The 24,526-nt window shown below is 44.7% G+C and carries 24 protein-coding genes; 13 read left to right on the top strand and 11 right to left on the bottom strand.

Going from position 1 to position 24,526, the window contains the following annotated elements:
* The first annotated feature begins 20 nt into the window (after positions 1 to 20).
* Both AC07NA_RS20165 and AC07NA_RS20160 read left to right on the top strand, forming a co-directional pair.
* Entirely contained in the window at positions 21 to 722 is a 702-nt protein-coding gene (locus AC07NA_RS20165; RefSeq protein WP_494899308.1) for a hypothetical protein, read from the top strand.
* A 217-nt stretch (positions 723 to 939) separates the two neighbouring features.
* Complete coding sequence (locus tag AC07NA_RS20160) at positions 940 to 1,509, top strand: thiamine pyrophosphokinase (protein WP_494899307.1); 570 nt, start codon at positions 940 to 942, stop codon at positions 1,507 to 1,509.
* Here the strand turns inward: AC07NA_RS20160 and AC07NA_RS20155 are convergent, their stop codons facing one another.
* A complete protein-coding gene (locus tag AC07NA_RS20155) occupies positions 1,510 to 1,659 on the bottom strand; it encodes a hypothetical protein (RefSeq protein WP_494899306.1) in 150 nt (49 codons plus the stop codon).
* A gap of 333 nt (positions 1,660 to 1,992) precedes the next feature.
* Here AC07NA_RS20155 and AC07NA_RS20150 point away from each other — a divergent pair, with 333 nt between their 5' ends.
* The 6 genes from AC07NA_RS20150 to AC07NA_RS20125 all read left to right on the top strand — a co-directional run bounded on the left by AC07NA_RS20150 (position 1,993) and on the right by AC07NA_RS20125 (position 7,555).
* Positions 1,993 to 3,114, top strand: a complete 1,122-nt coding sequence (locus tag AC07NA_RS20150; protein WP_494899305.1) for a DUF6515 family protein — start codon at positions 1,993 to 1,995, stop codon at positions 3,112 to 3,114.
* A gap of 111 nt (positions 3,115 to 3,225) precedes the next feature.
* Complete coding sequence (locus AC07NA_RS20145) at positions 3,226 to 3,573, top strand: four-helix bundle copper-binding protein (RefSeq protein WP_494899304.1); 348 nt, start codon at positions 3,226 to 3,228, stop codon at positions 3,571 to 3,573.
* Between the two features lie 490 nt (positions 3,574 to 4,063).
* Positions 4,064 to 5,374, top strand: coding sequence for an ammonium transporter (locus tag AC07NA_RS20140; protein ID WP_345211543.1), 1,311 nt, complete (start codon positions 4,064 to 4,066; stop codon positions 5,372 to 5,374).
* A gap of 110 nt (positions 5,375 to 5,484) precedes the next feature.
* Positions 5,485 to 6,243 carry a molybdate ABC transporter substrate-binding protein gene (gene modA / locus AC07NA_RS20135; RefSeq protein ID WP_494899303.1) on the top strand — a complete coding sequence of 253 codons (759 nt, stop codon included), beginning with the start codon at positions 5,485 to 5,487 and terminating at the stop codon, positions 6,241 to 6,243.
* The gene (gene modB / locus AC07NA_RS20130) at positions 6,240 to 6,935 is read left to right on the top strand and encodes a molybdate ABC transporter permease subunit (RefSeq protein WP_494899302.1); all 696 of its coding nucleotides are present in this window, start codon (positions 6,240 to 6,242) and stop codon (positions 6,933 to 6,935) included. The genes modA and modB overlap by 4 nt, the downstream gene beginning before the upstream one ends.
* A complete protein-coding gene (locus AC07NA_RS20125; RefSeq protein ID WP_494899301.1) occupies positions 6,932 to 7,555 on the top strand; it encodes an ATP-binding cassette domain-containing protein in 624 nt (207 codons plus the stop codon). Before modB ends, AC07NA_RS20125 begins: the two co-directional genes overlap by 4 nt.
* Before the next feature lie 231 nt (positions 7,556 to 7,786).
* Here AC07NA_RS20125 and AC07NA_RS20120 read toward each other — a convergent pair whose 3' ends face one another.
* From AC07NA_RS20120 to AC07NA_RS20110, 3 genes are read right to left on the bottom strand one after another with little or no spacing between them, the layout of a single operon-like run.
* Positions 7,787 to 8,053, bottom strand: coding sequence for a hypothetical protein (locus tag AC07NA_RS20120; protein ID WP_494899300.1), 267 nt, complete (start codon positions 8,051 to 8,053; stop codon positions 7,787 to 7,789).
* 57 nt (positions 8,054 to 8,110) lie between these two features.
* Complete coding sequence (locus AC07NA_RS20115) at positions 8,111 to 8,380, bottom strand: hypothetical protein (protein WP_345211707.1); 270 nt, start codon at positions 8,378 to 8,380, stop codon at positions 8,111 to 8,113.
* An 11-nt stretch (positions 8,381 to 8,391) separates the two neighbouring features.
* Positions 8,392 to 8,961: a sigma-70 family RNA polymerase sigma factor gene (locus AC07NA_RS20110; RefSeq protein ID WP_494899299.1), complete on the bottom strand. Its 570-nt coding sequence runs from the start codon at positions 8,959 to 8,961 to the stop codon at positions 8,392 to 8,394.
* A gap of 187 nt (positions 8,962 to 9,148) precedes the next feature.
* Between AC07NA_RS20110 and AC07NA_RS20105 the strand changes: the two genes are divergently transcribed.
* The 3 genes from AC07NA_RS20105 to AC07NA_RS20095 are packed head-to-tail and all read left to right on the top strand — an operon-like array spanning position 9,149 to position 11,478.
* Positions 9,149 to 9,946, top strand: a complete 798-nt coding sequence (locus AC07NA_RS20105; RefSeq protein WP_494899298.1) for a DUF1223 domain-containing protein — start codon at positions 9,149 to 9,151, stop codon at positions 9,944 to 9,946.
* Positions 9,947 to 9,974: 28 nt separating this feature from the next.
* Positions 9,975 to 10,700: a cytochrome b/b6 domain-containing protein gene (locus AC07NA_RS20100; protein ID WP_494899297.1), complete on the top strand. Its 726-nt coding sequence runs from the start codon at positions 9,975 to 9,977 to the stop codon at positions 10,698 to 10,700.
* A gap of 4 nt (positions 10,701 to 10,704) precedes the next feature.
* Positions 10,705 to 11,478: a molybdopterin-dependent oxidoreductase gene (locus tag AC07NA_RS20095; protein ID WP_494899296.1), complete on the top strand. Its 774-nt coding sequence runs from the start codon at positions 10,705 to 10,707 to the stop codon at positions 11,476 to 11,478.
* Here AC07NA_RS20095 and AC07NA_RS20090 read toward each other — a convergent pair whose 3' ends face one another.
* Positions 11,479 to 13,314, bottom strand: a complete 1,836-nt coding sequence (locus AC07NA_RS20090; RefSeq protein ID WP_494899295.1) for a PAS domain S-box protein — start codon at positions 13,312 to 13,314, stop codon at positions 11,479 to 11,481. It abuts the gene before it with no gap.
* Between the two features lie 174 nt (positions 13,315 to 13,488).
* Here AC07NA_RS20090 and AC07NA_RS20085 point away from each other — a divergent pair, with 174 nt between their 5' ends.
* A complete protein-coding gene (locus AC07NA_RS20085) occupies positions 13,489 to 14,835 on the top strand; it encodes an MFS transporter (RefSeq protein ID WP_494899294.1) in 1,347 nt (448 codons plus the stop codon).
* A 12-nt stretch (positions 14,836 to 14,847) separates the two neighbouring features.
* On the opposite strand, the gene AC07NA_RS20080 is transcribed toward AC07NA_RS20085, so the two are convergent.
* From AC07NA_RS20080 to AC07NA_RS20055, 6 genes are all read right to left on the bottom strand, one after another.
* A complete protein-coding gene (locus AC07NA_RS20080; RefSeq protein ID WP_494899293.1) occupies positions 14,848 to 15,975 on the bottom strand; it encodes an alpha/beta hydrolase fold domain-containing protein in 1,128 nt (375 codons plus the stop codon).
* A 76-nt stretch (positions 15,976 to 16,051) separates the two neighbouring features.
* Positions 16,052 to 17,050 (bottom strand): glycoside hydrolase family 43 protein, encoded by a 999-nt coding sequence (locus tag AC07NA_RS20075; RefSeq protein ID WP_345211715.1) that lies wholly within the window; start codon positions 17,048 to 17,050, stop codon positions 16,052 to 16,054.
* The gene (locus AC07NA_RS20070) at positions 17,047 to 18,264 is read right to left on the bottom strand and encodes a DEAD/DEAH box helicase (RefSeq protein WP_345211766.1); all 1,218 of its coding nucleotides are present in this window, start codon (positions 18,262 to 18,264) and stop codon (positions 17,047 to 17,049) included. Before AC07NA_RS20070 ends, AC07NA_RS20075 begins: the two co-directional genes overlap by 4 nt.
* A gap of 359 nt (positions 18,265 to 18,623) precedes the next feature.
* Complete coding sequence (locus tag AC07NA_RS20065; RefSeq protein ID WP_494899292.1) at positions 18,624 to 20,291, bottom strand: M1 family metallopeptidase; 1,668 nt, start codon at positions 20,289 to 20,291, stop codon at positions 18,624 to 18,626.
* Positions 20,281 to 20,937, bottom strand: a complete 657-nt coding sequence (locus tag AC07NA_RS20060; RefSeq protein WP_494899325.1) for a M949_RS01915 family surface polysaccharide biosynthesis protein — start codon at positions 20,935 to 20,937, stop codon at positions 20,281 to 20,283. Before AC07NA_RS20060 ends, AC07NA_RS20065 begins: the two co-directional genes overlap by 11 nt.
* Positions 20,938 to 20,939: 2 nt before the next feature.
* Positions 20,940 to 22,808 carry a CocE/NonD family hydrolase gene (locus AC07NA_RS20055; RefSeq protein WP_494899291.1) on the bottom strand — a complete coding sequence of 623 codons (1,869 nt, stop codon included), beginning with the start codon at positions 22,806 to 22,808 and terminating at the stop codon, positions 20,940 to 20,942.
* Between the two features lie 270 nt (positions 22,809 to 23,078).
* Between AC07NA_RS20055 and AC07NA_RS20050 the strand changes: the two genes are divergently transcribed.
* Entirely contained in the window at positions 23,079 to 24,506 is a 1,428-nt protein-coding gene (locus AC07NA_RS20050; protein WP_494899290.1) for an amidase, read from the top strand.
* Positions 24,507 to 24,526 lie beyond the last annotated feature (20 nt).

The following is a 24,526-nucleotide window of genomic DNA, read 5'->3' as shown; positions in this document are numbered from 1 at the left end:
TAATTTAGACAGCCTAAGCCATGCTGTATGAAAACGACCTCGACCTGCTTATTGAATACTACGAAACCGAAAAGCAAGCGCTGGAAACCCAGATAAAATTAGCGGTAGCCGAGGGCGATTATTTATCGGCAGATTATAACGCTACTGCCTTATGGGAGGTTAACAGGATCTTGTATCGCCTGAATGAATTTAAAACACCGGGTTATACGGAAGTACAGGAATTACGGCGGAGGATAAAAAATTTAGAAGTAATGCGTACCGACGGATCTGCTTATATGACATCAGCCGTATCTAAGCATATTGAACAGGCGCAAGCCACCATACAACGTAAGCTTGCCTTATTGCAGAACAAACCACTTTACGACACCCAGGAGATTGATGATGCCTTGTTCGCGCTGTACGGAGGTAGATGTACAGGCTTTAAACTGATCCTTAAAAAGTCCGTTGATATGCACTTTAGCTTTTCTTTACATAAAGCCAATCTATTGGTTATCTCGTTCCGGGTAACCGATGCCGTGGCACGGCACATGGGTTACGAGTATACGGAGCCGTTTACCAAAGCGGGCTTTATAGGGGGCGACAATAACCTGTTCACCTTCTATTATAATATGGCAAACTTTAAGGATGCCACTCCCATAAAAACAGAGATAGCTAAATGGCTATACGATATACTCTACAATGTAGCGTTTGATAATCCGGCCACGCTGGAGTATGTATATTAACATATCGCGCTTTCAACACTTCGTAAGTCTTTATCTAATTTCTCTCTCCTAACTCTGCGCAAGCCTCCTTAACTCCGCGGTAAAAAAATAACGAGCGCAAAAGATCTCTCACTGCGTTTCAAGATGAATAGGTATTCCCCATGTGCCCTGCCCGGGGCTCATACACCTTGATAAAACAATTGCTATTTTTGTCACATTAACATAAAACTAACATCCAATGTCATCCCATCATGTAGTGCGCGAAAAACAGGAACCTGCTTTACTGGTGCTCGGTTTAGATAATTTTGAGGATGAATTGTTGGGCCAGTTACTGGAGTGGAGCCCTACCGTGATCGTTACTCCCGATACGGCCGAGATACTCAACGCGCAAGGCATTAAGTACGACTGGTTGATAGCCAACCAGGCGGATGCCGACCTGCAATCGGATGTAAAACTGATGCCTGCCGGAGATGATAGCTTTGCGCTGGCAGCTATGAAGTATTTGGTAGCGCAGGGATATCCTTCGGTGAATATCGTTACCGATGAGCTCGATCTGCATAGTTTTGAGTTTTTTGTCGATAAGATCAACCTCGTTATCTACCACGATCATAAAAAGATTTACCCGGTAACCACAGGCTTTAGTAAATGGAAACCCGCTGGTGAAATTATCGAGCTGCTGCTACAGCCCCATAATGTTCAGCACAGCGGGTTGTCCGTTTTGGCGAAAGACAGGTTACAAACACTGCACGATGGCTTTTTCAGCCTGCAGTTTGATCAACCGTTCATCTTTATCGCCGAAGAGATCTGATCACAGCCCGTAGCTGTCGTCATCATCGTCATGCTCATTAGGGTCATGCGCTAATGTAAGATCACGTTGCTGATTGGCGGCATGGGAGCGCGCGCCGGTTTCATTTAAATGGTTGTCGCACTCATTTAAATGACTGTTGGTTATTTTCATAATTTTAGGTATATAATTATATACTAAGCTATTAAGTTATTATTTGGTTTCAAAAAATATTTTTTGTTGCGGACCTTACCTGATTTCCCTTGTCTTCTCGACGAGGAACGAGGAGAGATCTTCTGCTATTTACAGGTAGCAAACATAAAGGCGAAGAAGATTTCTCTCTGCGTTCGAAATGACAAGATGGAGAACTAAGCGCCCGCCAATGTGTTAATTAAATGACAGTCAATTTTCTTAACAAAATAATTTAAAGCACGTTAAACCGTTTAAACATACAATAGTCTATTACATATCAGTACAAACCAATACTGAGTGCTTAACATATTCAAAATGAAAAGGTCATATAAAAATTTGCTTTACATCGCCCTGAGCGGACTTTTATGTTCGTTTACTATACTCTCGGCTGATGCGCAACGCGGAGGCGGTGGTTCTCGTGGTGGCGGTGGTGGTGGTTCTCGCGGCGGTGGCGGCGGTAGTGTGGGTATTTCGCGTCCATCTTATGGTGGCGGTGGCGGCAGTTTTTCACGTCCTTCATCGAGCGGTAGTTTCTCTCGCCCGTCAGGTGGGAGTTTCTCTCGCCCATCAAGCGGTAGCTTTTCGCGCCCGTCGGGTAGTGCTGCTACGGTTCGCCCATCTTACGGTGGTTCATATAATAACCGTGTAGGTGTTGCGCCGGGTACGCGTCCTTCTTATGGCGTTAGCGGTAACAACAGGTACAATAATTCATACAATACACGTATAAGCCGTGGTGGTTATTACAACCGTGGCGCATATAACCAAAGGGTTTACCGTAACCCTTATTATGGCAACAACCGTGGTTACTATCGTGGCGGTCGTTACTATGGAGGCGGTTATTATGGTTATGGCAACCGTGGTTTTTATAACTACTATCGCGGCTATTATAACTCATATTATATGCCTCATATAGGTTTTAGTATTGGCGTTTTGCCTTATGGCTACTATCCTTTTTACTGGAATAACCTGCAATATTACTACAGTGATGGGTTGTACTACCAGCAACTGAACGATCAGTATACCGTAGTTGAGCCACCTGTAGGTGCCGAGATTAAAGAACTGCCTTCAAAAGCATCTTCAATAGTTATCAACGGGCAACAATATTACGAGATGAACGGTGTGTACTATCAGCAGGTAACTAAAGATGATGGCACCACCACTTACCAGGTAGCCGGTAAAGATGGTCAGCTAAATACTGATGAGGCCGGTTACGATGAGCAACTGCCGCTGGTAGGCGATATCGTTACCGATCTGCCTGCTGACACACGTAAGGTTAAAGTGAATGGTGAAAAACTGTTTGTATCTCCGGATGGCGTTTATTACAAAGAAGACCATGATGCTAACGATAATAAGGTATATAAAGTAGTAGGCGTACCATCTGACGAGGATGAAAATACCGCGCCCGCTGCACCTGTACCTGCCGATAGCGGACAATAAAAGTTTTAGTGATTAATAACAACAAGGCGGTGAACTTAGGTTTGCCGCCTTTTTTGCTTTTATAAAAACTATACACTGTTTGTGGTGGTACTTATTAATAAACTAACCACCATGAAAAACAATAGTGAATACCAGGACCTGATCAGAACACTGCTGGATTGTGTTTTGGCTTGCGAAAACTGCGCTTCGGCATGTTTGCAGGAGGATGATGTTAAAATGATGGCAGACTGTATCAGCCTCGATCGTGATTGTGCTGATATATGTGCCCTGGCCGCGAGGCTGCTGCAACGCGGATCTGATATTTCATTACAGTATTTATTGCTTTGCGAAGAAATTTGTAGCCAATGTGCCGCCGAATGCAGCAAACATGAGCACGTGCATTGCCAAAAATGCGCCGAGGCATGCAATAATTGCGCGCAGACCTGCCATAAATACCACGAACCTATAACACAGAACTAATTATTACATTTAAATATCCGGCCCGACTACTTCCAGTCGGGCTTTTTTGGTTTATGGAGTAGTTATATGTCTGTGTTTTTATAATTTATTAAGTTTTTATAAAAATATTCCAAATTGGAGAGGGAAATATGCTTTATTATTTCGATAAAGGTGTTTTGTTTTTTAATATTTAAGTTAGTAAAGGATGTTTATTCAGATTTTTTTAAAAAACTCTTTAAAATATTATAAATTTTATCAATATTGCAGAACTATTGAGAAAATTGGCAATCAAACAATGAGATAAATCATTAAATTGAATTATTTTCAAGATTTGACGAGGGGTTGATAAACAGATTATATACTGTTTTTTGGATGCGGCCAAATAATGTTTAACAAATACCTTTAAAAAATGGTAATTTTTAAAACGGAGCGATTAAATAAAGATGAAAGCCTTGAATTTAACCGCTTTGTATTAAACAATATAAATAACCCTAACTAAAAACTATAAAACATGAAAAAAATCCTACCCTTCTTATTACTTGTCGTAGTAGTGATCCTGGCGCTGGTTTATCCATCGGTAGATGTAACTACTGTAAAAGACAGCCAGATCGACAGCGGCGACACCGCATGGCTGCTGGTAAGTACCGCCCTTGTACTCATCATGACACCGGGCCTGGCCTTCTTCTACGGAGGTATGGTGAGCAAAAAGAACGTACTTTCTACCATGATGCAAAGCTTTGTTTGTATGGGCGTGATCACCATCCTTTGGGTGATCTTCGGTTTCAGCCTTGCCTTCGGTGATGATATCGGCGGCGGCTTTATCGGTAACCCGGGCACTTTCTTTATGATGAAAGGCATGCTGGGTAATGCTACCTGGTCTTTAGCCCCTACTATCCCATTGGTATTGTTCGCCATGTTCCAGTTAAAGTTCGCGGTGATTACCCCGGCTTTGATCACCGGCGCGTTTGCCGAGCGTATCCGCTTTAACTCTTATGTGATCTTCCTTTGCTTATTCATGATATTCATCTACGCGCCTTTGGCTCACGCTACCTGGCACCCGGATGGCTTCTTCTTTAAATTAGGCGTGCTTGATTTTGCAGGCGGTACCGTGGTACACATGTCTGCTGGCTGGGCTGCTTTGGCTTCTGCTATTTATTTGAAACAACGTACCGATAAAGCGCATTCACCTGCACGTATCAGCTATGTATTGTTAGGTACAGGTTTACTGTGGTTCGGCTGGTTCGGTTTCAACGCGGGTTCTGCTTTAGGTGCCAACGCGCTTGCTGCTACTGCTTTGGGTACTACTACTACCGCTTCTGCCGCTGCTGCCATCGCCTGGATCTTCTTTGATATGCTGCGCGGTAAAAAACCTTCAGTAGTTGGTGCCTGTATAGGCGCGGTGGTTGGTTTGGTAGCTATTACCCCGGCTGCGGGTTTTGTGACCATTCCTCACTCACTCATCATTGGTATAGTTGCTGCTGTGGTAAGTAACCTGGTAGTGATCTGGAGAAGCAAAACTTCTATCGATGATACTTTGGATGTATTCCCTTGCCATGGTGTAGGCGGTATGGTAGGTATGCTGTTAACCGGTGTTTTCGCTCATCAGAATGTAAATGGCGCCAATACTACCGGTAATGGTTTGTTCTACGGTGATACACATTTGTTCCTGATCCACCTGGCTGCTTTGGCAGGCGTATCGGTATTCGCTTTCGTTGGTTCTTTCATCTTGTTAAAAGTAACCGATATGATCAGCAAACTGCGTGTTACCCCGGAAGAGGAACTGGTTGGTTTGGATATTTCACAACACGACGAGGAATTGTAGTTATATAAGAATTTGATAAATATTAACTGACCTTTATATTTATTTACCAAGCTGTGCCTCATCAGGCACGGCTTTTTTTGTTTATAATTGAGTAGGTATAAATAGCGTATATGATCAATATTATATCCCCAATAAAAACAAAGCTGTGTATTACAGCTGTTTGCCTGTTTGCAATGCTGCAGGCATCGGCCCAAGCTATAAAGGTAGCCGCGGCTGCCAACCTGCAAACGGTAATTATAGCCCTGCAAAAAGATTTTAAAATGCGCACGGGTATCGATATAGAACCTGTTTCGGGTTCGTCGGGCAAACTGGTGGCGCAAATTAGCAACGGCGCGCCTTACGATGTATTCCTGTCGGCTGATATGGATTTTCCGGAGAAACTGTATAAAGACGGTTCGGCTACCGATAAGCCGGAGGTATATGCTTTGGGCAGCCTGATTATTTGCAGCAACAAGCAACTGGCCTTTAATAACTGGCAACAACTGCTGCAAAGCAAATCGGTAAAAAAAATAGCCATAGCCAACCCGGCGATAGCGCCTTACGGCAAAGCCGCCGAAGAAGCGCTGACAAAAGCCGGTATCCTAAATAAAATAAAACCCAAGGCGGTTTATGGCGAAAGCATATCGCAGGTAAATACCTACATCACCACCGGTGTGGTTGAGGTGGGTTTTACCACGCAATCGTTAGTGAAAGAAACGCAGCCTTTATATTGGAAAGCCATCGATACAAAAATGTACGCGCCCATGCAGCAGGGTATAGTGCTGTTAACCCATGCTAAGGACAATATACAGGCTCAAAAATTTTATCAGTATATATTAAGCCCCGTTGCAAAACGTATATTTAAACAATACGGTTATAAAACACTGTGAGCATAGCCCATATTTTTTTGATAGATCTTTCGCCTATATGGCTTACACTAAAGCTGGCGGGCATTACCACATTCATTTTGCTGCTGGTAGGTTTGCCTGTGGCCTGGTGGTTGTCAAAGGGACAGTCATTCTTTAAAATTATTATTGAGGCGGTTATTACTATGCCCCTGGTGTTGCCGCCATCGGTACTGGGTTTTTATTTGCTGCTGGCTTTTAGTCCGCAAAATGGCTTTGGTAAGTGGCTGCAGAATACATTTGATGTGCAACTGGTATTTTCGTTTGAAGGCCTGGTATTGGCATCGGTTATTTACAGTATGCCGTTTATGATAGGCCCTGTAAAGTCGGCCTTGCAGCAGTTGCCCGTTTCATTATCGCAGGCATCGTACACGCTGGGTAAAAGCAAGTGGCAAACTTTTGTAAAAGTGTTGCTGCCCAACATAAAGCCATCGTTGCTAACAGCCACAGTACTCACCTTCGCACATACACTGGGCGAATTCGGCGTGGTGCTGATGATTGGCGGTAATATCCCGAATACAACACGCGTGGCATCTATAGCGGTATACGATGCTGTTGAACAAATGGATTATGCTTCGGCAGGGAATTATTCGCTGATATTGCTGTGCATTACCTTTGTAATGGTGAGCAGCGTATTTATTTATAACAGGTACCAAGCCAAAAGCCCGCTGGAATGATAGTAGTAGATTTTGAAAAAAAGCTAAAGGCTTACAACGGGCAGCAGGCACTAAAGCTGAACCACCAATTCGCGGCAGGTAGCGTTACCAAAATTTACGGACCATCGGGCGCGGGTAAAAGCACGCTGTTGAAAGTAATAGCCGGTTTGATAAATCCCGAAGCGGGAAAAATTACTGTAAATGACGAAACATGGCTGGATACAGCTAAGCAGATCAATCTTTCGCCACAAATACGGCGGGTAGGCTTCGTGTTTCAGGATTACGCCCTGTTCCCAAACATGACGGTACAGCAACACCTGGAATATGCTACTACAGATGCAGACTGGATTAAACGCTTATTAACAATCGGACGCTTAGAGGCTTTCGCCACGCATAAACCTGCTTACCTATCTGGTGGGCAACAGCAACGCTTGGCCATACTGCGGGCCATCGCCATAAAACCCAAAATACTGCTGATGGACGAACCATTTTCGGCACTGGATAAGGAAGTTAAAGCTGCGCTGATAAGCGATTTAAAAAAGTTGTTCGCTGAACTGAATTGTAAAGTGTTGATAGTTAGCCATAATCAGCAGGAGTTGGAGGCTTTTGAGGGAACGGAATTGTACATTGCCGGTGAGTGACTCACCCCGCCTTTGCTTCGCTGGGCGACCCTCTCTTTGCAAGCAAAAAGAGGGTGGATTTCAAATAATTAGCTGCAGTCGCTACGGCTCCGGCCGAGTGACGACTATTACGCGGCGTCCCGCCGCCTTTACATGTTAACCAATAATGCACTACTCAATATAGATCGGGTGAGTTAAAACAAAAAAGAGGACCGAAGCCCTCTTTTTATCACAACTTTTTTTAAAAAGGAATTACATTTTGCCGGTATCCTTGCCCATCTTATCATCTCCCATTTTGTCCGACCCCATTTTGTCCATTTTGCCTTTTTTCTTGGCTTTCACTTTGTCGGCTTTCTTTTTTGTTTTGCCGGTATCGCTGGCAGTGGTAATATGCCCGCCTTTAATTGGGACGATGGTTGATGCCTGTACGTTAAGCACGCTGCCGATGGTAATTACAAATGCGGCAACTACTGTTAATAAAATTGATTTGCTGATTTTTACTGATTGATTCGTTTTCATTTTTATTTGTTTGTTTCCTGCTTAGTCGCAGGCGGCTTACAAACCTTACAGCATTTTTTAATTTTTATTCAGTTCATCATCAATCAGGTTTTGCAGACGCTGTTTGTAGGCATCATCCAGCCTGGTTTCGGCCGAGCGCCTGAACAGTTGCTTTACCATTTCGTTGATCTGCCTGCTTTGCTTGTTAAACAACCGGCACATAGAGCAACCGGTGAGATGAATGCGCAATTCTACCGTTTCTCTGAATGTAAGGCCATCGGTATGCTTCTTCTCTATTAAAAAAGTAGCGTGCTTACAGTTGTTTTGTATGTTTTTTAATCTGCTCATGTTACTTTAATTTATAGCCAGTGTTTTTGAAGGCATGCCCTTAAATTAAGCTTGGCCCGGTGTATAATAACCCAAAAGTTAGCCGCGCTCAGTTTCAGTTCGGTGCAAATGGTTTCGGTAGGCGCATCATCCAGGTGTTTCATGCTGAAAACCGACATCCACATTGGCGGCAGTTTTTGCATACACTTTTGCAGTATGTTGTTAAACTCCTTATTGGTTAGTAACGCGTTGCCATCGGCACCCCACGATAGTGGTTGGTGTTCGGCCTTCCAGTGTCCGGTATCTTCATCAAAAAAGTCCTGTTGCTCTTCAATCGCCTTGATCTCGCTAAAAGCCGGACTCCCCGCTTTTTTGCGGTAGGCATCAACTATTTTATTTTTAAGAATACTTACCAACCAAGTGCGTTCTGTACTGCGGTTTTCAAAAGTTCCTAATCGTTCTAACGCGGCCAAAAAAGTTTCCTGTACCAGGTCTTTCGCCTGTTCTTCATTGTTTAAGCGTGAAATGGCGTATCCAAACAGAAAATCGGCATAGTTATTAACCCACTTACCCGGGTCGGGTACGGGCGTGTTTACATCCATATATAATTACTATAGTGTTTTTGTCAGATGCTTAGTCGTATCCGGCTGCGTATCCTTACAATAAAATTGAAATTTAACTTCTTTATTTTGAGGTAGATAATAAAAAGATAAAATTTGTTGTAAGGTTTTATCCTCGCAGCCGACTAATTACGTAAATCATCATAGTAAATTAAACAGAAGTAGCCACATGAAAAATATAAAGTTATACAGCTTGCTATGCCTGGTAACCATATTGCTTACAGCAAGCGCTTTCAAAAACGGCAGTCACGCTGAATACGAAGAGAATAAGAAGCAAACAGGTTTTACGGTTATAGAGCTTTTTACATCAGAGGGATGTTCAAGCTGCCCTGCGGCAGATGCGGTACTGGCTAAAATACAACAGCAAAAGAAAAATGAGCCGGTATACATATTAGCCTACCATGTTGATTACTGGAACCGTTTGGGCTGGAAGGACGCATTTAGTAAACATGCGTATTCTGAAAGGCAATACAAATACACCGGTTGGATAAAAGGGGCATCGGTATATACGCCGCAGGTTGTGGTAAACGGCAAAACAGAATTTGTAGGTTCGCAGGAAGGAACGTTACGGAATGCAATTACCGCATCATTAAAGGAGCAACATAACGCGCGCTTATCATTAAGCGGACTAAAGGCCGATAAAAGTGGGGTAACCGTCAATTATGAAGCTGAAAATGCCGGTGATAAAACTATTTTATTATTTGCTTTGGTACAGAAAAATGCCCGTACCGTGGTGAAAAGCGGCGAAAACGAAGGCCGAACATTACCGCATGTGCAAATAGTGCGTGAGTTGCAACAAGTTACTGATAAAAAATCAGGCTCGGTTACCCTGCCATTACCTACAGGGTTTAATACCGCAGGTTACGAAGTAATTGGCTTGGTGCAAAACAGTGAAAACGGCGGTATTGAGGCGGCCTCAAAAATGGCCTTCGCAACCAACGGAACAATGGCAGTTATAAAACGTTGAAGATAGGTACTGAATAATTACAGCAACCATGAAGGTTATTAAAGAAAAACACCCTTTAGCCATACGTTGGGCACACTGGATAAATTTCCCGGTGCTGAGCATCATGATATGGAGCGGTATGCTGATCTATTGGGCTAACGATGCCTACAGTATCACGCTGTTCGGGCATACGTTTGTGAAGTTTTTCCCGGAGTGGTTTTATAAAACATTCCATATCACACGTCGCCTGTCTGAAGGGATGGCTTTCCACTTTTTATTTATGTGGGTCTTTTTGCTGAACGGTATCGCTTATGTGTTATACACTTGGTTTTCGGGCGAATGGCGGGAGTTGCTGCCAAATAAACACTCGTTTAAAGAGGCCTGGCTGGTGCTGCTGCACGATCTGCATATCCGAAAGATGGCTCCACCTCAAAAAAAGTATAACGCGGCCCAGCGCATTGCCTACTCAGCCATTATCGTAATGGGGTTCGGCTCCATTATTACCGGGTTGGCAATTTATAAACCGGTGCAGTTTAACTGGCTGGTTTGGCTGTGCGGCGGTTACCATTTGGCGCGGATATGGCATTTTGTGTTAACTATTGGTTATGTGCTGTTCTTTGTGGTGCATATTGTGCAGGTGATATTGGCCGGATGGAGCAATTTTCGATCGGTTATAACGGGTTTTGAAGTGGTTGATGAACCGGTAACTGTACCTCACACACCCATTATTGAGCCTGAACCTGAAATTATACCTAAAGCAGACGATGACAAGTAAACCCATGAAAAAGGTAAAAAAAGAACTCACCATTGAGCAAAAGATAAGCAGGCGGAATTTTATTTCGATGGGGAGCTTTGTTGTGTTATCAGGCGTGGCCTACGGTGGCTGGCGATGGTTGTACAAGTCACCTTTAGAAAAACCTTCGATAACCGGGCATGCTCACGAACCTTTACGCAGGGCACTTAATCAAACCGAACTATTTTTTCGCAGGCTGTACAGCAATAATAACCTTGTAAAAACCTACCCTAAGGCACGTGCAGCAAAACAGGTACGGGTAAATAGTTTTATAGGCTTAGCGGATGAAGATTTTGAACCTGCCGACTGGAAACTCCAGATCAATAAAGGCAGGGGGGACGTATTGCAGCTTTCGCTGGATGATTTGAAAGCCTTGCCCAAAACAGAGATCATCTTCGATTTTAAATGCGTGGAAGGCTGGGATCAGATCTCGCATTGGGCAGGCGTAAAGTTTACAGATCTGGTAGAGCATTATAACCTGCACGAACAGGCTAAACTCAGCTATGTAGGTTTGGCTACGCCCGATAAAAAGTACTATGTAGGGGTGGATATGCCCAGCGCCCTTCACCCGCAAACATTGCTGGCTTATGAGGTGAACGATAAGCCCTTGCCGATGGACAACGGGCAGCCCTTACGATTGATTATCCCGGTGAAGTACGGTATTAAAAATTTGAAACGGATAGGCTCCATCAGCTTTAGCGATACCCGCCCGCCCGATTACTGGGCCGAACGGGGCTACGATTATTATTCGGGTTTATAACTAATCCAGATCGATATATACGGCTTTGCCTACTTCTTCCAGCCATTGGCGGGCTTCGTCTTTATCGTTAAAGGTTTTAATCACGACATTGCCCTTTAGCGCACGTATAGCCATATCTGCCGAGAGGCGACTAAACGTGCTTGGTGAGTATGCCCAGGCTAAAAACTGCAGCCCGGCTTCTTCCAGCATCGGGAAACATTCTTTACCTACCCACTCGGCGGCATCTTCCCAACTGCCCATTACGTTAGCGTTATTATTGAGCACCATTTTGCAATCGTGCTTTTTCAAAAGATCGCATAATTTAAGGCACCCGGCTTTTATGGTATGCAGGCTCAAAAAGCCCCGCCAGTCCATCCGGAGATATTTGTTTTCCTCGTCGTAAGTGATCTCCAGTCCCGGATCGCGGTAGCTGTTGCAATCTGTTTTAATACCCGCCTTAATGGCCGACATGGTAGACAGCGGCAGCCTCACACTGAATACAGTGCCCTTGCCCGGCCTGCTCTCCACCCAAACATTGCCGTGATGGCGCCTGGTTACAGTTGAAACCTTGGCCAGGCCCTCACCTAACTCCCGCGACACATCCCTCTTTATAAAGCCTAAAAATATCTTGTTAAGTACCCGAGAATCAATGCCTTCGCCAAAATCCTGTACAGAAACCACTGCGTTTTGGTTTACCTTGCTTAAGGTTAGCACAACATGATCGGCATAAGGTGAAAACTTAATGGCGTTATCAAGCAGGTTCTCCACCGCTACACGTATACCATGTTTGCTGCCGTAGTACATAATATTGGCCGATGCTTTAAAAACAACACGGTGCGTGGGGTGGGTATTTTTATAATCGCATATCACATCTTTCAATAGATCGTTAATGCAAAACTCTGCCATTTCAAAAGCGAGTTCTTTCAGCCCGTCGCCGTCGTTTACTTTTTTGTTGATCGTTTTAATCACATCATCCAGTTCGTAACTGCATGCCTGTACCTGCTCGGCAATCTCCTTAAACTCCTCGGGGCGTATTACGTTCTCTTTTATTAAATTGGTGAGGCCCAACAGGCTTGCCACCGGTTTGCGGATATAATGTGAGTTAAGGAAGGAGATCTCCTTCAGTTGTTCTATTTTTTCGAGTAATACCTCCTGTGCCAGTTTAATATGGGTTACATCTCTGAAGTGTACCAATATACCATCTTCGCCAGGGTAGGCATTGGTAAAGAACCAGCGTTGTATGGGCCAAAAATATTCTGTAAACTCTACATTGACTTTGTGCGCAGAGGCTTTTTCAATGTAGGTGTAAAAATCAGAATGCACTGCTTCGGGGAAAACATCCCATATATTTTTGCCCAGCACATAGTCGCGGTTGTAGCCAAGCAATTTTTCGGCAGCGTTATTCCAGTAAGTAATATTGCCGTTTGGGTCCAGCTGATAAAAACCAATGGTGGTGCTATCCAGTAAACGGTTCAGTTTTGATTCGGTAAGCTGCAGTTTGCCTTGTATATCTTTTTTGGCCTCAATGCATTGCGCCTGAATCAGCTTTGCGGGTACATCATTGTAAACAATATCATAAGCCTGTATCTCTACATGGAAAATAGTGCCGCTTTTAGTAACATGCCTGAACTCCGATTCATAAATATCTTTCGGCCCTTTGCTGTTCAAAATTTCTTCAAGTAAGTGAATGTCTTCAACAGGCCGCAGGTCGCGGGTGCTTTTTCCAATGAACTCTTCGCGCGAATAGCCATAGCGCTTTATCGCGGCCTCGTTAACTTCCAGTATCAGCAGGGAGTTGATGGCGTACACCCACATTGGTTGCGGGTTTTGATAAAAAAGGGCATCCAGATTATTCATGGCAGATGAATTGAATATTCGTCTTTATAAAGCTACGAACGCGAAGCGATTATGTTTAATAATGCTGTAAATGAACATAATGAACAAATGCCGCTGAATTTAAGTTTAGCTTAAGATCGTATATAAATAAGAGCCCACGGTAAATTTTAGTAACTTAATTTGCATATTGCAGTGATGCCAATCGCTAAACTACCTTTCACCAAACAGCTTGCATACGCCTGCGGAATGACGGGTTGGAGCATGATGACGAATATCATCATTGTGATGCTTCCATATTATTATTTACCGCCATCAAATGCCGGGCTGATCCCTTTGGTACCACAATTATTGGTGTTCGGGTTGTTCAATATCATGTCGCTGATCGCGGCTTCCGGGCGTTTTGTAGATGCCTTGTTCGACCCCTATATCGCTTCGCTTAGCGATAAAAGTACCAATCCTAAAGGCCGCCGGATCCCCTTTATGAAGTGGGCCATATTGCCCGCTGTAATTGCGTGCTGCCTTACTTTTTACCCGTTGGTTAAGGGCGAGAGCATGCTCAACGCATCTTGGCTTACTACCACATTGGTGTTCTTTTTTATGGGAGCCACTGCCTACATTATTCCCTATAACGCGCTGATGCCCGAATTGACCGAAACGGCTGCCGAAAAGGTAAAGCTGTCATCATTTCAGCAGGTGGGTTTTGTGGTGGGAATTATCATTGCCGCATTCGTTAATAACTTTGCCGACTTGGTACAACGCAATTTTGATATTGCCGATCGTAACCAGGCCGTGCAGTATACCATTTGGGGGATAGCTGTAGTTGCCGGTTTGATCATGCTGATACCCGTACTGGCTATCGACGAGCGCAAATATTCCAACAGTAAGCCATCGCACTTGCCGTTGCTGCCGGCCATTAGCAAAACCTTCAGCAATCGTAATTTTAAATACTATCTTATTTCTGATTTTTCCTTTTACATGGCGCTCAGCATTATCTCCAGCGGTTTGTTGTTTTTTGTAACCGTACTGCTAAAACTGCCCGAATCCATAGGCGGTGTGCTGATGGGAGCTATGGTAGTGGGCTCGCTTTTGTTTTATCCGCTTATTAATTACCTGTCGAAAAAAATAGGGAAGAAACCGATCATCCTGTTCTCGTTCGGGTTGTTGAGCTTAATTTTTGTGGCGATATATTTCTTGGGGAAGTTCCCTTTTTCCTCAACTATACAAATCTACATGCTGGTGTTATCGGCCGCGTTCCCGCTGGCTTCGCTGGGGATATTGCCCAATGCCATACTCGCCGAAATTGCCCAGCAGGATGCCATTGATACCGGCGAAAACCGGGAGGGGATGTTCTTCGCGGTGAAATACTTGTTTGTAAAGCTGGGGCAAACGTTGGGTATAGCATTATTCGCTTTCCTTACCGTATATGGTAAAGACCCGGGCAACGATCATGGACTGCGTATGAACGGTATTTGCGGTTTCGCTTTGTGCATACTGGCGCTGATATTTTTCAGTCAGTTTAAGGAGCAAAAGCCAACTGCATAAGCTATTAGTGAGCTATTGTGTAACTGTATTTAAAAAGGTTTCCACAGTGTAGGTAGATAACTGGCCACCCGGTCCGTTCAGGTTATAATCAAACCCATGAGTAGCCCATGGCAGTTTAAGCCAGTAATGTTTAATGCCGTTTTGCTGTAGTTTGTCGTTTAATCGTCGGCTATGTTCATAAGCCACCAATACATCATTTGCCCCGTGAATAATAAGGGTTGGCGGCGATTGCTGATCCACAAATTCAATAGGCGAACTGGCTGCATAGTTTTGCGGAACCTTGTTGTATGGCCCGCCAAGGTATTTGTGCATCACCGCGCGCGAATCCATCACCCAAGGATTTGCCGGCAGCGAGTATCCCCAAACCATATCCGCAGGGCCATAAAAATCTATTACGCCTTTCAGGCTACTATGGTGTAACGTGTAAGCAGCAAGCAACGCGATTTGTGCCCCTGCCGACCGGCCAAGCAATACGAATTTATTGGTATCAATATGAAGCTTACCTGCATTTTGGCGCAGATAATTCAAGGCTGCCTTTACATCTTCAACCGGTGCAGGATTTTGATAAGTAGGAGCAAGGCGATAGTTGATAGACGCCACATTATATCCTCGTTTTGCCAAATAGCTGTTCAGTTCGGGCAATTGTTTACTATCACCGCTGCTCCACGAACCGCCGTGGATAACGATTACGCAAGGCCTTGTACCGGGCTGTCGCGATGGATAATAATCCAGCGTTAAACCAATACCGGGATAGGTTTTATACACCAGGCTTTGATAAGTAATTACGCTATCGCTGAATTTAAATAGTTTCCCCACGTTAAACGCTGAAGCATCGGTAGGTAATAAAGTTCCCGGTCCGAAGGCCGCTTGCATTTCGGTTTTAATGGAGCGCGAGATAATGAATGACCGGATGATAGGCGAGATGAACAGCAGTAGGGTAACTATCCCCAACACCGTACCCGCTGTACGGTACTTTTGCAGCCAATATCCTGATGCGGTTATCGCAACCGTAATCCCGGCAAATATCACAGGGAACTCGCTTACCATAATGGCCAGCAGCCAAAAGTAATAAGCCGGGGCATCAAACAGGTTAAGCAGCGAAGCAAGGAACAGTATGGTGAGTAATATTAAGCGTATCATCCCATTGGTTTTGTTGCTAACAGAAAAGCATCGCTTAAAAAACGATGCTTTTTGCTGTTAGTAACACTTCTGTTAATTATTTAATAACACGCGGCGCAACGCCTTCGTTGGTTATTTTAACTTCTTTTATCAGGCCGTCTTTATCAAAGTATAGTTTATCTATACAGGTAACACGGTGGTTGCCGTCGGTTTCGGTAAGTGGGCGACGGTGGTAAATAATATACCATTCATCAGTGCCCGGTACTTGTATCACCGAGTGGTGGCCTGCGCCTGTAGCAATGGTAGCGTCTTGTTTCAGTATGGTGCTGATGCGTTTGAACGGACCAACCGGAGAATCGCCAATGGCGTAAGCTACGCGGTAATCAGGGCCTGTCCAGCCGCCTTCCGACCACATGAAATAGTATTTGCCTTTGCGTTTAAACATCACCGGGCCTTCTACATAGTCCTTCGGAGTGATCGATTTAAATATCTCTCCATTTTCAAACGGAATAAAACCGGTAAAGTCTTTATTCAGCTTGGCTATGTTGCAATGGCCCCAGCCGCCATATATAATGTAATACTGGCCTTTATCTTTATAGATGAACTGATCGATAGGCTGTGCTTTGTTGATGATCTTATCGATAAGCGGTTTGCCCAAATAATCTTTAAACGGACCGGCAGGGTTATCAGCCACAGCTACACCGATGCCGCCTTTTTCGTTATCGTTCTGTATATCGTTAGCGCCGAAGAAAAGGTAGTATTTGCCGTCTTTCTCGGTAATGGCCGGTGCCCAAAGCGCACGCTTAACCCATTTTAGGGCGGCGGTGTCAACAATGTTGCTGTGTTTGGTCCAGTTCACCAAATCGGTTGATGAAAAGGCGTCAAAGTGCACCTGTTGGTTGTAAGGTGCCGAATAGGTTGGGTAAACCCAGTAAGTTTTGCCAAAAATGACAGCTTCAGGGTCGGCATACCAGCCTTCGGCAATAGGGTTGCCCGATGTTTTTTTCTCTTGTGCGCTGGCTGTAGTGCTAACAGCTATAAATGCATTTAGCATCAGTAATGATGCAATGTAGTGCTTGGCAATAAGTTTCCTCATGGCTTGTTTGTAGGTTTCTTCTTTTTATTAAATCTTTTCTTCTTGGCGTGGAAATGCACCTCATGCGGCGGACGGAAAACCGGCGATTCACCAATTTCTTCGGGCAAAGTTTTCTGCTCTATGGTTTTCTCTATCAGTTTTTCAATATTATTGAACTTGCCCTGGTCGCGCTCGTTCAGCAAAGTGATAGCGGTACCCGTAGTAGCGGCACGCGCGGTACGGCCTATGCGGTGTATATAATCTTCCGGATCGGGTGGTACATCGTAGTTAATTACCAGGTCGATACCCTCCACATCAATACCGCGCGATAAGGCATCGGTACCAATAATTACCGGAAGGTTTTTATTCTTGAAATTAAGTAAGATCTGCTCACGCTCCACCTGGTCCAAATCGGAGTGGAAAGCGCTTATTTTGATATTGGCAGCCTTCAGTTCTTTATAAACAGATTTTACTTTGTCTTTAGTGGATGAGAAGATGATGATACTGGTGTATTTGCCATCTTTCAACAAGTATTTGATCAGCGGTGTTTTTTGCTGATCGGCAACACGGTAAACCTGCTGATCAATACCTACAGCCGGTTGCGATAGCGCGATGTTTATTTGCTGCGGATTATTCAGTACTGTTTTTGCAAGCGTACGGATACGCCCCGGCATGGTGGCCGAAAACAACAGCGTTTGCCTTTTTTTAGGCAGATAGCTGATAATGCGCATAATATCATCCTGAAAACCCATGTCAAGCATGCGGTCGGCTTCGTCTAATATTAAGTGCTGTATATGGTTAAGTTTAAGCACACCCGATGTAAGGTGGGCTATAAGCCTGCCCGGGGTAGCTATAATAATATTTACATTGTTTTGGATACCCCGGCGTTGCTGTTCGTAAACAATGCCATCGCCGCCGCCAAATACCGCCAGCGAACTGATGCCCGTAAAATAAGCCAAACCTTCAACCTGCTGATCTATTTGCTGCGCAAGCTCGCGGGTTGGGGTAAGTATAAGTACAGTGGTTTGGTGGGTATGGTTTTGAGCAATATGGTTCAAAACCGGCAACAGGAACGCCCCGGTTTTACCGGTACCTGTTTGAGCACAAGCAATCAGATCCTCCCCGCCTGCTATCACGGGGATAGCCATTTCCTGTATGGGTGTTGGCTTGGTATAACCCATGCTCAGTACACCTTCTAATAAATGCTCGTTAAAATTAAATTCCTGAAAAGTCACTATCTGTATTAATACGGTAATGCGCAAGATAGGTAAAATTTGTTATAAGTAGTATGTTGCGAGTGGCGGGGGAAAAGATTCAAGAAATAAGAATCAGGATGCAAGAAAGAGATTCAAGAGTTGAGAAGCGGGATGCAAGAAAATTCGTTGGAGAGCGAGACTTACGAAGTTTTCAAAACTTCGTAAGTCTTCATTTATGCTATATAAAAGCGAAAAGCACCGACAACTCAATGTTGCCGGTGCTTTGGTATTTTGAATCTTGTCTCCTGATTCTCAACTCTTGAATCTACATAAAGAATCTTGTCTCCTGATTCCTAACTCTTGTCTCCTGATTCCTATCTCTTGACTCTATAAAAAACTCACTCCACCAGTACGCCTATGTAAAAGTTGAAGGTATCTACCTCTATATTATCCCTGGTGGCGCCTTCAATGGTTACCGGGCTTAGGCGGGTTTTAGGGTTGATGAACTGGTATTCGCCGCCTTTTAGTTTTACACGCACGGGCATGTCAAAGCTTTCTTCAGAGGCTATCCAGCGACAATATAATTTTTTGTTCATGGTTACAAATTCCAGTATCGGCAGTTCTTTGTGTTTGAGGTACTGCGCAAATACCGAACTGAAGTTTTTACCCGATTGCTCATTTACATAGCTCACCACGTCATCATAAGTAACGGTTTTGTGGTAGAAGGTTTTGTTGAGCCCGCGCAGTATGCCGCGCCATTTTTCGTCATCGCCTATAATGGTGCGGATCATGTTGAGCATGTTGGCGCTTTTAGGGTACATATCTCCCGATCCCTCTTTGTTTACCCCGTACGGACCAACAATTGGCGCGTCGTTAGCAATGCCTTTTCTTACGCCGTGCACATACTCTAAACCAGCTTCTTTACCCCAGTTATCTTCTATAAATAACGATTCGGAGTAATTAGTAAATCCTTCGTGGATCCACATATCGCCGATATCTTTAGAGGTGATGTTATTACCAAACCACTCGTGCCCGCTTTCGTGAATGATGATGAAGTCCCATTTCAAACCCCAGCCTGTACCCGACAGATCGTTGCCTAAATAACCATTAAGATACTTGTTACCATACGCTACGGCACTTTGGTGCTCCATACCTAAATGCGGGGTTTCTATCAGCTTATAACCATCCTCATAAAAAGGGTACGGGCCAAACCAGCGTTCAAAGGCCTTCAGCATAGGTTTTACATTAGCCGCGAAATGTTTTTTGGCTTTCTCCAGGTTATAGGTAAGTACCCAATAATCTAAAGATAGTTTGCCTTTTTCGCCTGCGTAGCTATCGCTGAAATGCGCGTAATCGGCAATATTGGCGGCCACATCGTAATTGTTGATGGGGTTTGCTACAAACCAGTCGAATTTGGTATAACCATCCTTTAACTGGGTGGTTTTACGCAGACGGCCGTTAGAAATATCCTTTAAACCTTTAGGTACGCTGATACTGATTAGCATGCTGTCCACCTCGTCGCTTTGGTGGTCTTTATTGGGCCACCATATACTGGCACCCGCGCCCTGGCAGGCAGTGGCTACCCATGGCTTGCCTAACGAATCGGTAGTAAATACCACGCCGCCATCCCATGGGGCGCGTTTGGCCACAGTAGGGTTACCCGAATAGTATACGGTAAATTCATCTTTTGCTCCCTTGCTTATCGCCTGCGGAAAGGTTACGAACACCGCGTTGAACTCACGGGTAAATGGCACTTCTTTGCCTTTGTAAACTACTTTTTCAACATTCAGGTTATCGTATAGGTCGAATTGTAGTTTGCTGATATCCTCGGTGGCGGTAAACTTGAACAGGTTGCTGCCACTGATGTATTTTTTGTCGATATCAAACTTCACATCCAGGTGATAATAATTGATATCATAACTGCGCAAAGGCGAAAGGCTGCCGCGCAAACTATCTGCACGGGTAAAGGTTTCTTTCTTCTGCATTAACTGCGCCTGTGCCGGTATCGATAATAAGCCTGTAAACAAGAGTGCCAGGCTGCCGATATATATATTCTTAATTTTCATTTATGAGTTTATTGTTATGGAATTGCTTCCACGTTTCTATTATGTTTTTTTGCCAAAGCTTGGCGGCATATTGCCTGAATACTTCCGGTCCGTTTTTAAAAACTTCATCAAAAGTGTATTTGCCGCCCTCTGTTTCCGTTGCCGAAAGCTTCACTTTATTGGTACCCCTTACTGCATATTTTTTATCGCCCTCGTGCATAATGATCTTCATATTACTCGGACTAACATCGCCATGGCATACCGTTTTGTACATCAGCCATACCTCTGCCTTGCCATTCTTATCAAGATCGGTTACCGCGAAAGTGCCTGGTATAAAACTGGCGTTAATATCTACCGGACAATCTTTTATAAAATCATAAGTTTGCCAGTTTAATTTATAAACGCCTTTGCCCTCAATTGTATAATGATAAGCGTACAAGGCTGCATCCCTGCCTTCCATCTCTGAATTTTTGGTGGGAGTTTCTCCTGTTTCAGTAGTTATAACTAAATGCTCGCCGCTGTTGTCTTTATATTTTACCGCGTCAATAATATGGCCGCTATATTTTACAGATGCAGGCACGGCCTTTTTATCAAGCTTAGTTACCTGTACCTGCGCGGATGCGCTTTGCATAAAAAACAGCAGTAATATTGGGCAAAATAGCTTTATCATTATTTTAATACTTCTACATCAATATAGCTATCATTAAATACCTGGTGTGTGGCTTTTATATAATCGCTTTCGTTGGCTTTGTATGGGTTATCCACAAATTTTTGCGGGTTACGCGCCACAATAGGGAACCAGGTGCTTTGTACCTGTATCATAATACGGTGCCCTTTTTTAAAGGTATGCAGTACATCCTGTAATTGAAAGTTAACATCGGTTTTTTGGCCGGGAACCATAGCTTCGGGTTTTTCAAAACTATTGCGGAAACGTGCCGGCATTACTTCCGAACGTACCATTTGCCAGTAATTGCTCAAAATGATGTTCTTGTTAGGCATGTACGGATGGTTCTGCTCGTCGGGCGGGTATACGTCTATCAGTTTCACTACCCAGTCGGCATCGCTGCCGGTGGTAGCCACTTTAAGGTGTGCCATAATTTCGCCGCCAAGGGTTACATCATCGGTAAGTACTTCACTTTGGTATACCAGCACATCGGGGCGACGGCCTGCAAAACGCTGGTCTTCGCTCATGTAATTATGCGGGGTGAAACCCATGGTGGTGCTGTTGTCTTCGGTATACGGAACCGGCTTCATCGGGTCGCTCACAAAATCAACTGAAGCGGCTGTCCCCGGTTGCGTGCCGGCCAATTTACCATCGGCACCTAAAAATAATTTGCGATGCTCGGCAGTAGGTACAGGCCATTTATCAAACGTAGCCCATTCTTTTTTGCCGGTGTTGTACATATAGGCGTTAGGCAGGCCCGAATTTTTATCGCCTTTACCTTTCAAAAAGTGGTTAAAGAATTTTGCTTCAATTTCCTTTTGGTAGAAGGTAGCGATGCTATCGCCAAAGTAAACGTTGCTGTGCAGGGTATGCCCGGTTTCGCGCGACCAGCGCCCGTGCCCGAACGGCCCCATCACAATGGTATTATACGCCGATGGATCACTCTTTTTAATTGTTTTATAAATAGCCAGCGGACCGGTAAGGTCTTCTGCGTCGAACCAGCCGCCTACCAGCATTACCGCGGGTTTTACTTTGCCGAAGTGTTTCAGCAAACCACGTTTCTGCCAAAAATCATCGTAGTTGGGGTGGTTAATGGTTTCCTGCCAAAAAAAGTTGTCTTTGTAGTATTTATCGGCATTTTTAAGCGGACCAAGATCAAGCAGAAACTGGTAGCCATCGCGGGTACCGGCGTTAAACATTTTGTCGGTAAACCACGATTTGCTGGTGGTATCCTTTTTTTGCACACCAAACACCGGGAAGGTGAAAAAGTAACCTTCAATGAAAGCGCCGTTGTGGTGAAAATCATCAAAAAAGAAATCAGATATAGGAGCCTGCGGCGATGACGCCTTCAGCGCCGGGTGGTTAGAGAGGATGCCCGCCGCGGTATAAAAACCCGGATACGAGATGCCCCATTGCCCAACTTTACCATTATTACCGGTAACGTTCTTGATCAGCCAGTCGATAGTATCATAAGTGTCAGAACCTTCGTCAACATCGGTCTTGCTTTTTTTATTGTCGATAGCCGGGGTCATGTTGGTCCAGGTGCCTTCGCTTTTGTAGCGGCCGCGTACATCTTGGTAAACAAAAATGTAGCCTTCTTTCATCATTAAAGCCGATGGGCCTAACTGGTAAGGATATTTAGTTTCGCCGTAGGGGCCAATGCTGTAGCAGGTACGCTGCATCATTATCGGGTACTTGTTTTTCGCCGTAGCGTCCTTGGGGGTATAGATAGAGGTGAACAGTTTTACACCATCGCGCATGGTGATGTACACATCCTTTTTGGTAAAGTGGTCTTTAACATAGTCTGTTTGCGCGAAGAGCACATTACAACAGCACAATGCCAATAACAATAAAGTGGTAAACTTTTTCATCATTAAAATTTATGAGGGTTACAGTTAATGCACCAAAGTACCAATTATTTAATAATTAGCGAAGGGGATGTAGTTTGTGTGATAAATATTACGGGCGGAGATCACGCCGCATGCGGAGAATATCTGTTTACTTACTATAAACACCCAAAAAGCGTGACAAATGTCAACGTCAAATTGTGTTATATGACTTCTTTTTGGGTGCGGATCTGTACCCACATTTGTTCAGTCGCCCGATGAGCAGGCGACCACATTTTTGAACAAAATTTAAAGTATATGGAAACGCAAAACAGTAAAACAGACCCTATCTATTATCAGGATGCAAGCACACTGGCTAAAATGATACGCACCCGCGAAATTTCACCGGTTGAAGTAATGCAGGCGCATCTTGATCGTATTGCAGTGGTCGACCCGGATATTAACGCGATAGTCACCGTCGCGGATAACGCGCTTCGGGAAGCTAAGGCAGCAGAAGCTGCCGTTTTAAGAGGTGACGAATTAGGCGCTTTGCATGGAGTGCCGTTTACCGTAAAAGATTCGATTGATACCGCACAGATCCTTACCCAACGTGGCTCGCCCATTTTCAAAGGGCGCGTTCCCGACGAAGACGCCACAAGTGTAGCGCGAATGAAAAAGGCAGGCGGTATTCTGCTGGCAAAAACCAATCTGCCGGAATTTTCTTACTGGATTGAAAGCGATAACCTCCTTAGCGGCAGGTCAAATAATCCCTGGGACTTGACCCGTACGCCCGGCGGCTCAAGCGGTGGTGAATCAGCAGCGATAGCGGCAGGCATGTCGCCACTTGGTTTGGGTACTGATCTCGCTATCTCCGTACGCGGTCCGGCGGCTCAAACAGGCATCATGTCGCTTAAGCCAACGCATGGCAGCATACCGATGACGGGAGTTTGGCCGCGGGTGCCGCGCCGCTTTTGGCATGTGGGGCCGATGGCGCGCAGCATTCGTGATCTCGAACTCGCATTCTCTGTACTTGCCGGTCCCGACGGCCTTGACGGGTTTGCCACAAGTACCATCCGCTTTGATGGCGGAATAAGTAACTTCCCTGATCGCCAGCTTCGGATAGGCTGGCTGGTTGAACCCGGTTTCGGTCCGGTAGACCCGGAAGTGGCAGCAACGGTTGAGGCGGCAGCTAATGCGTTAAAGGGGATGGGGCTGTTTGTTGAACCGGTGCGCATCCAGGCACTTGAACGCGATTTTGCACTTGATGTGTTTAACCTTTTGCATGTGATGGAAATGAAGGAAGCATTCAGAGAGGCGACAGCCGGCAGAAGCGAGGATGAAATTTACAAGATGGCCAAAACGATGCTTTCGCTGCCAGATACCTCAATGAAAGACTTTATTGGTGCCGAGCAGGCAGCGGAACGTCTTCGGGACGGCTTTGCCGGATATTTTCAGAAATACGATGTGCTGCTCACGCCAGTGCTACCTATCCCGGCACATAAGCATGGCGAAGAAGAGTTTATTATCAATGGCCAAAAAGTAAACGTGACGTATCTGCAAGGGGCAACAGTACCGCTTAACATCACCGGCCTGCCCGGTATAGCTATGCGTTTCGGTACGAGTAAGGAAGGATTGCCTATCGCCGTACAGATAGTAGGCAACTGGCTGGCAGAGGCAACTATTTTACACGTTGCTTCCCTGCTGGAAAACGTGAGCACGGTTCGCGATCTTCACCCTATTGCTTGATGAAACGCGAATTGATCTTT

The sequence above is a fragment of the Mucilaginibacter sp. GW821-FHT07G05 genome (genome assembly GCF_059418565.1).
This window is presented reverse-complemented; position numbering and strand designations above follow the sequence as displayed.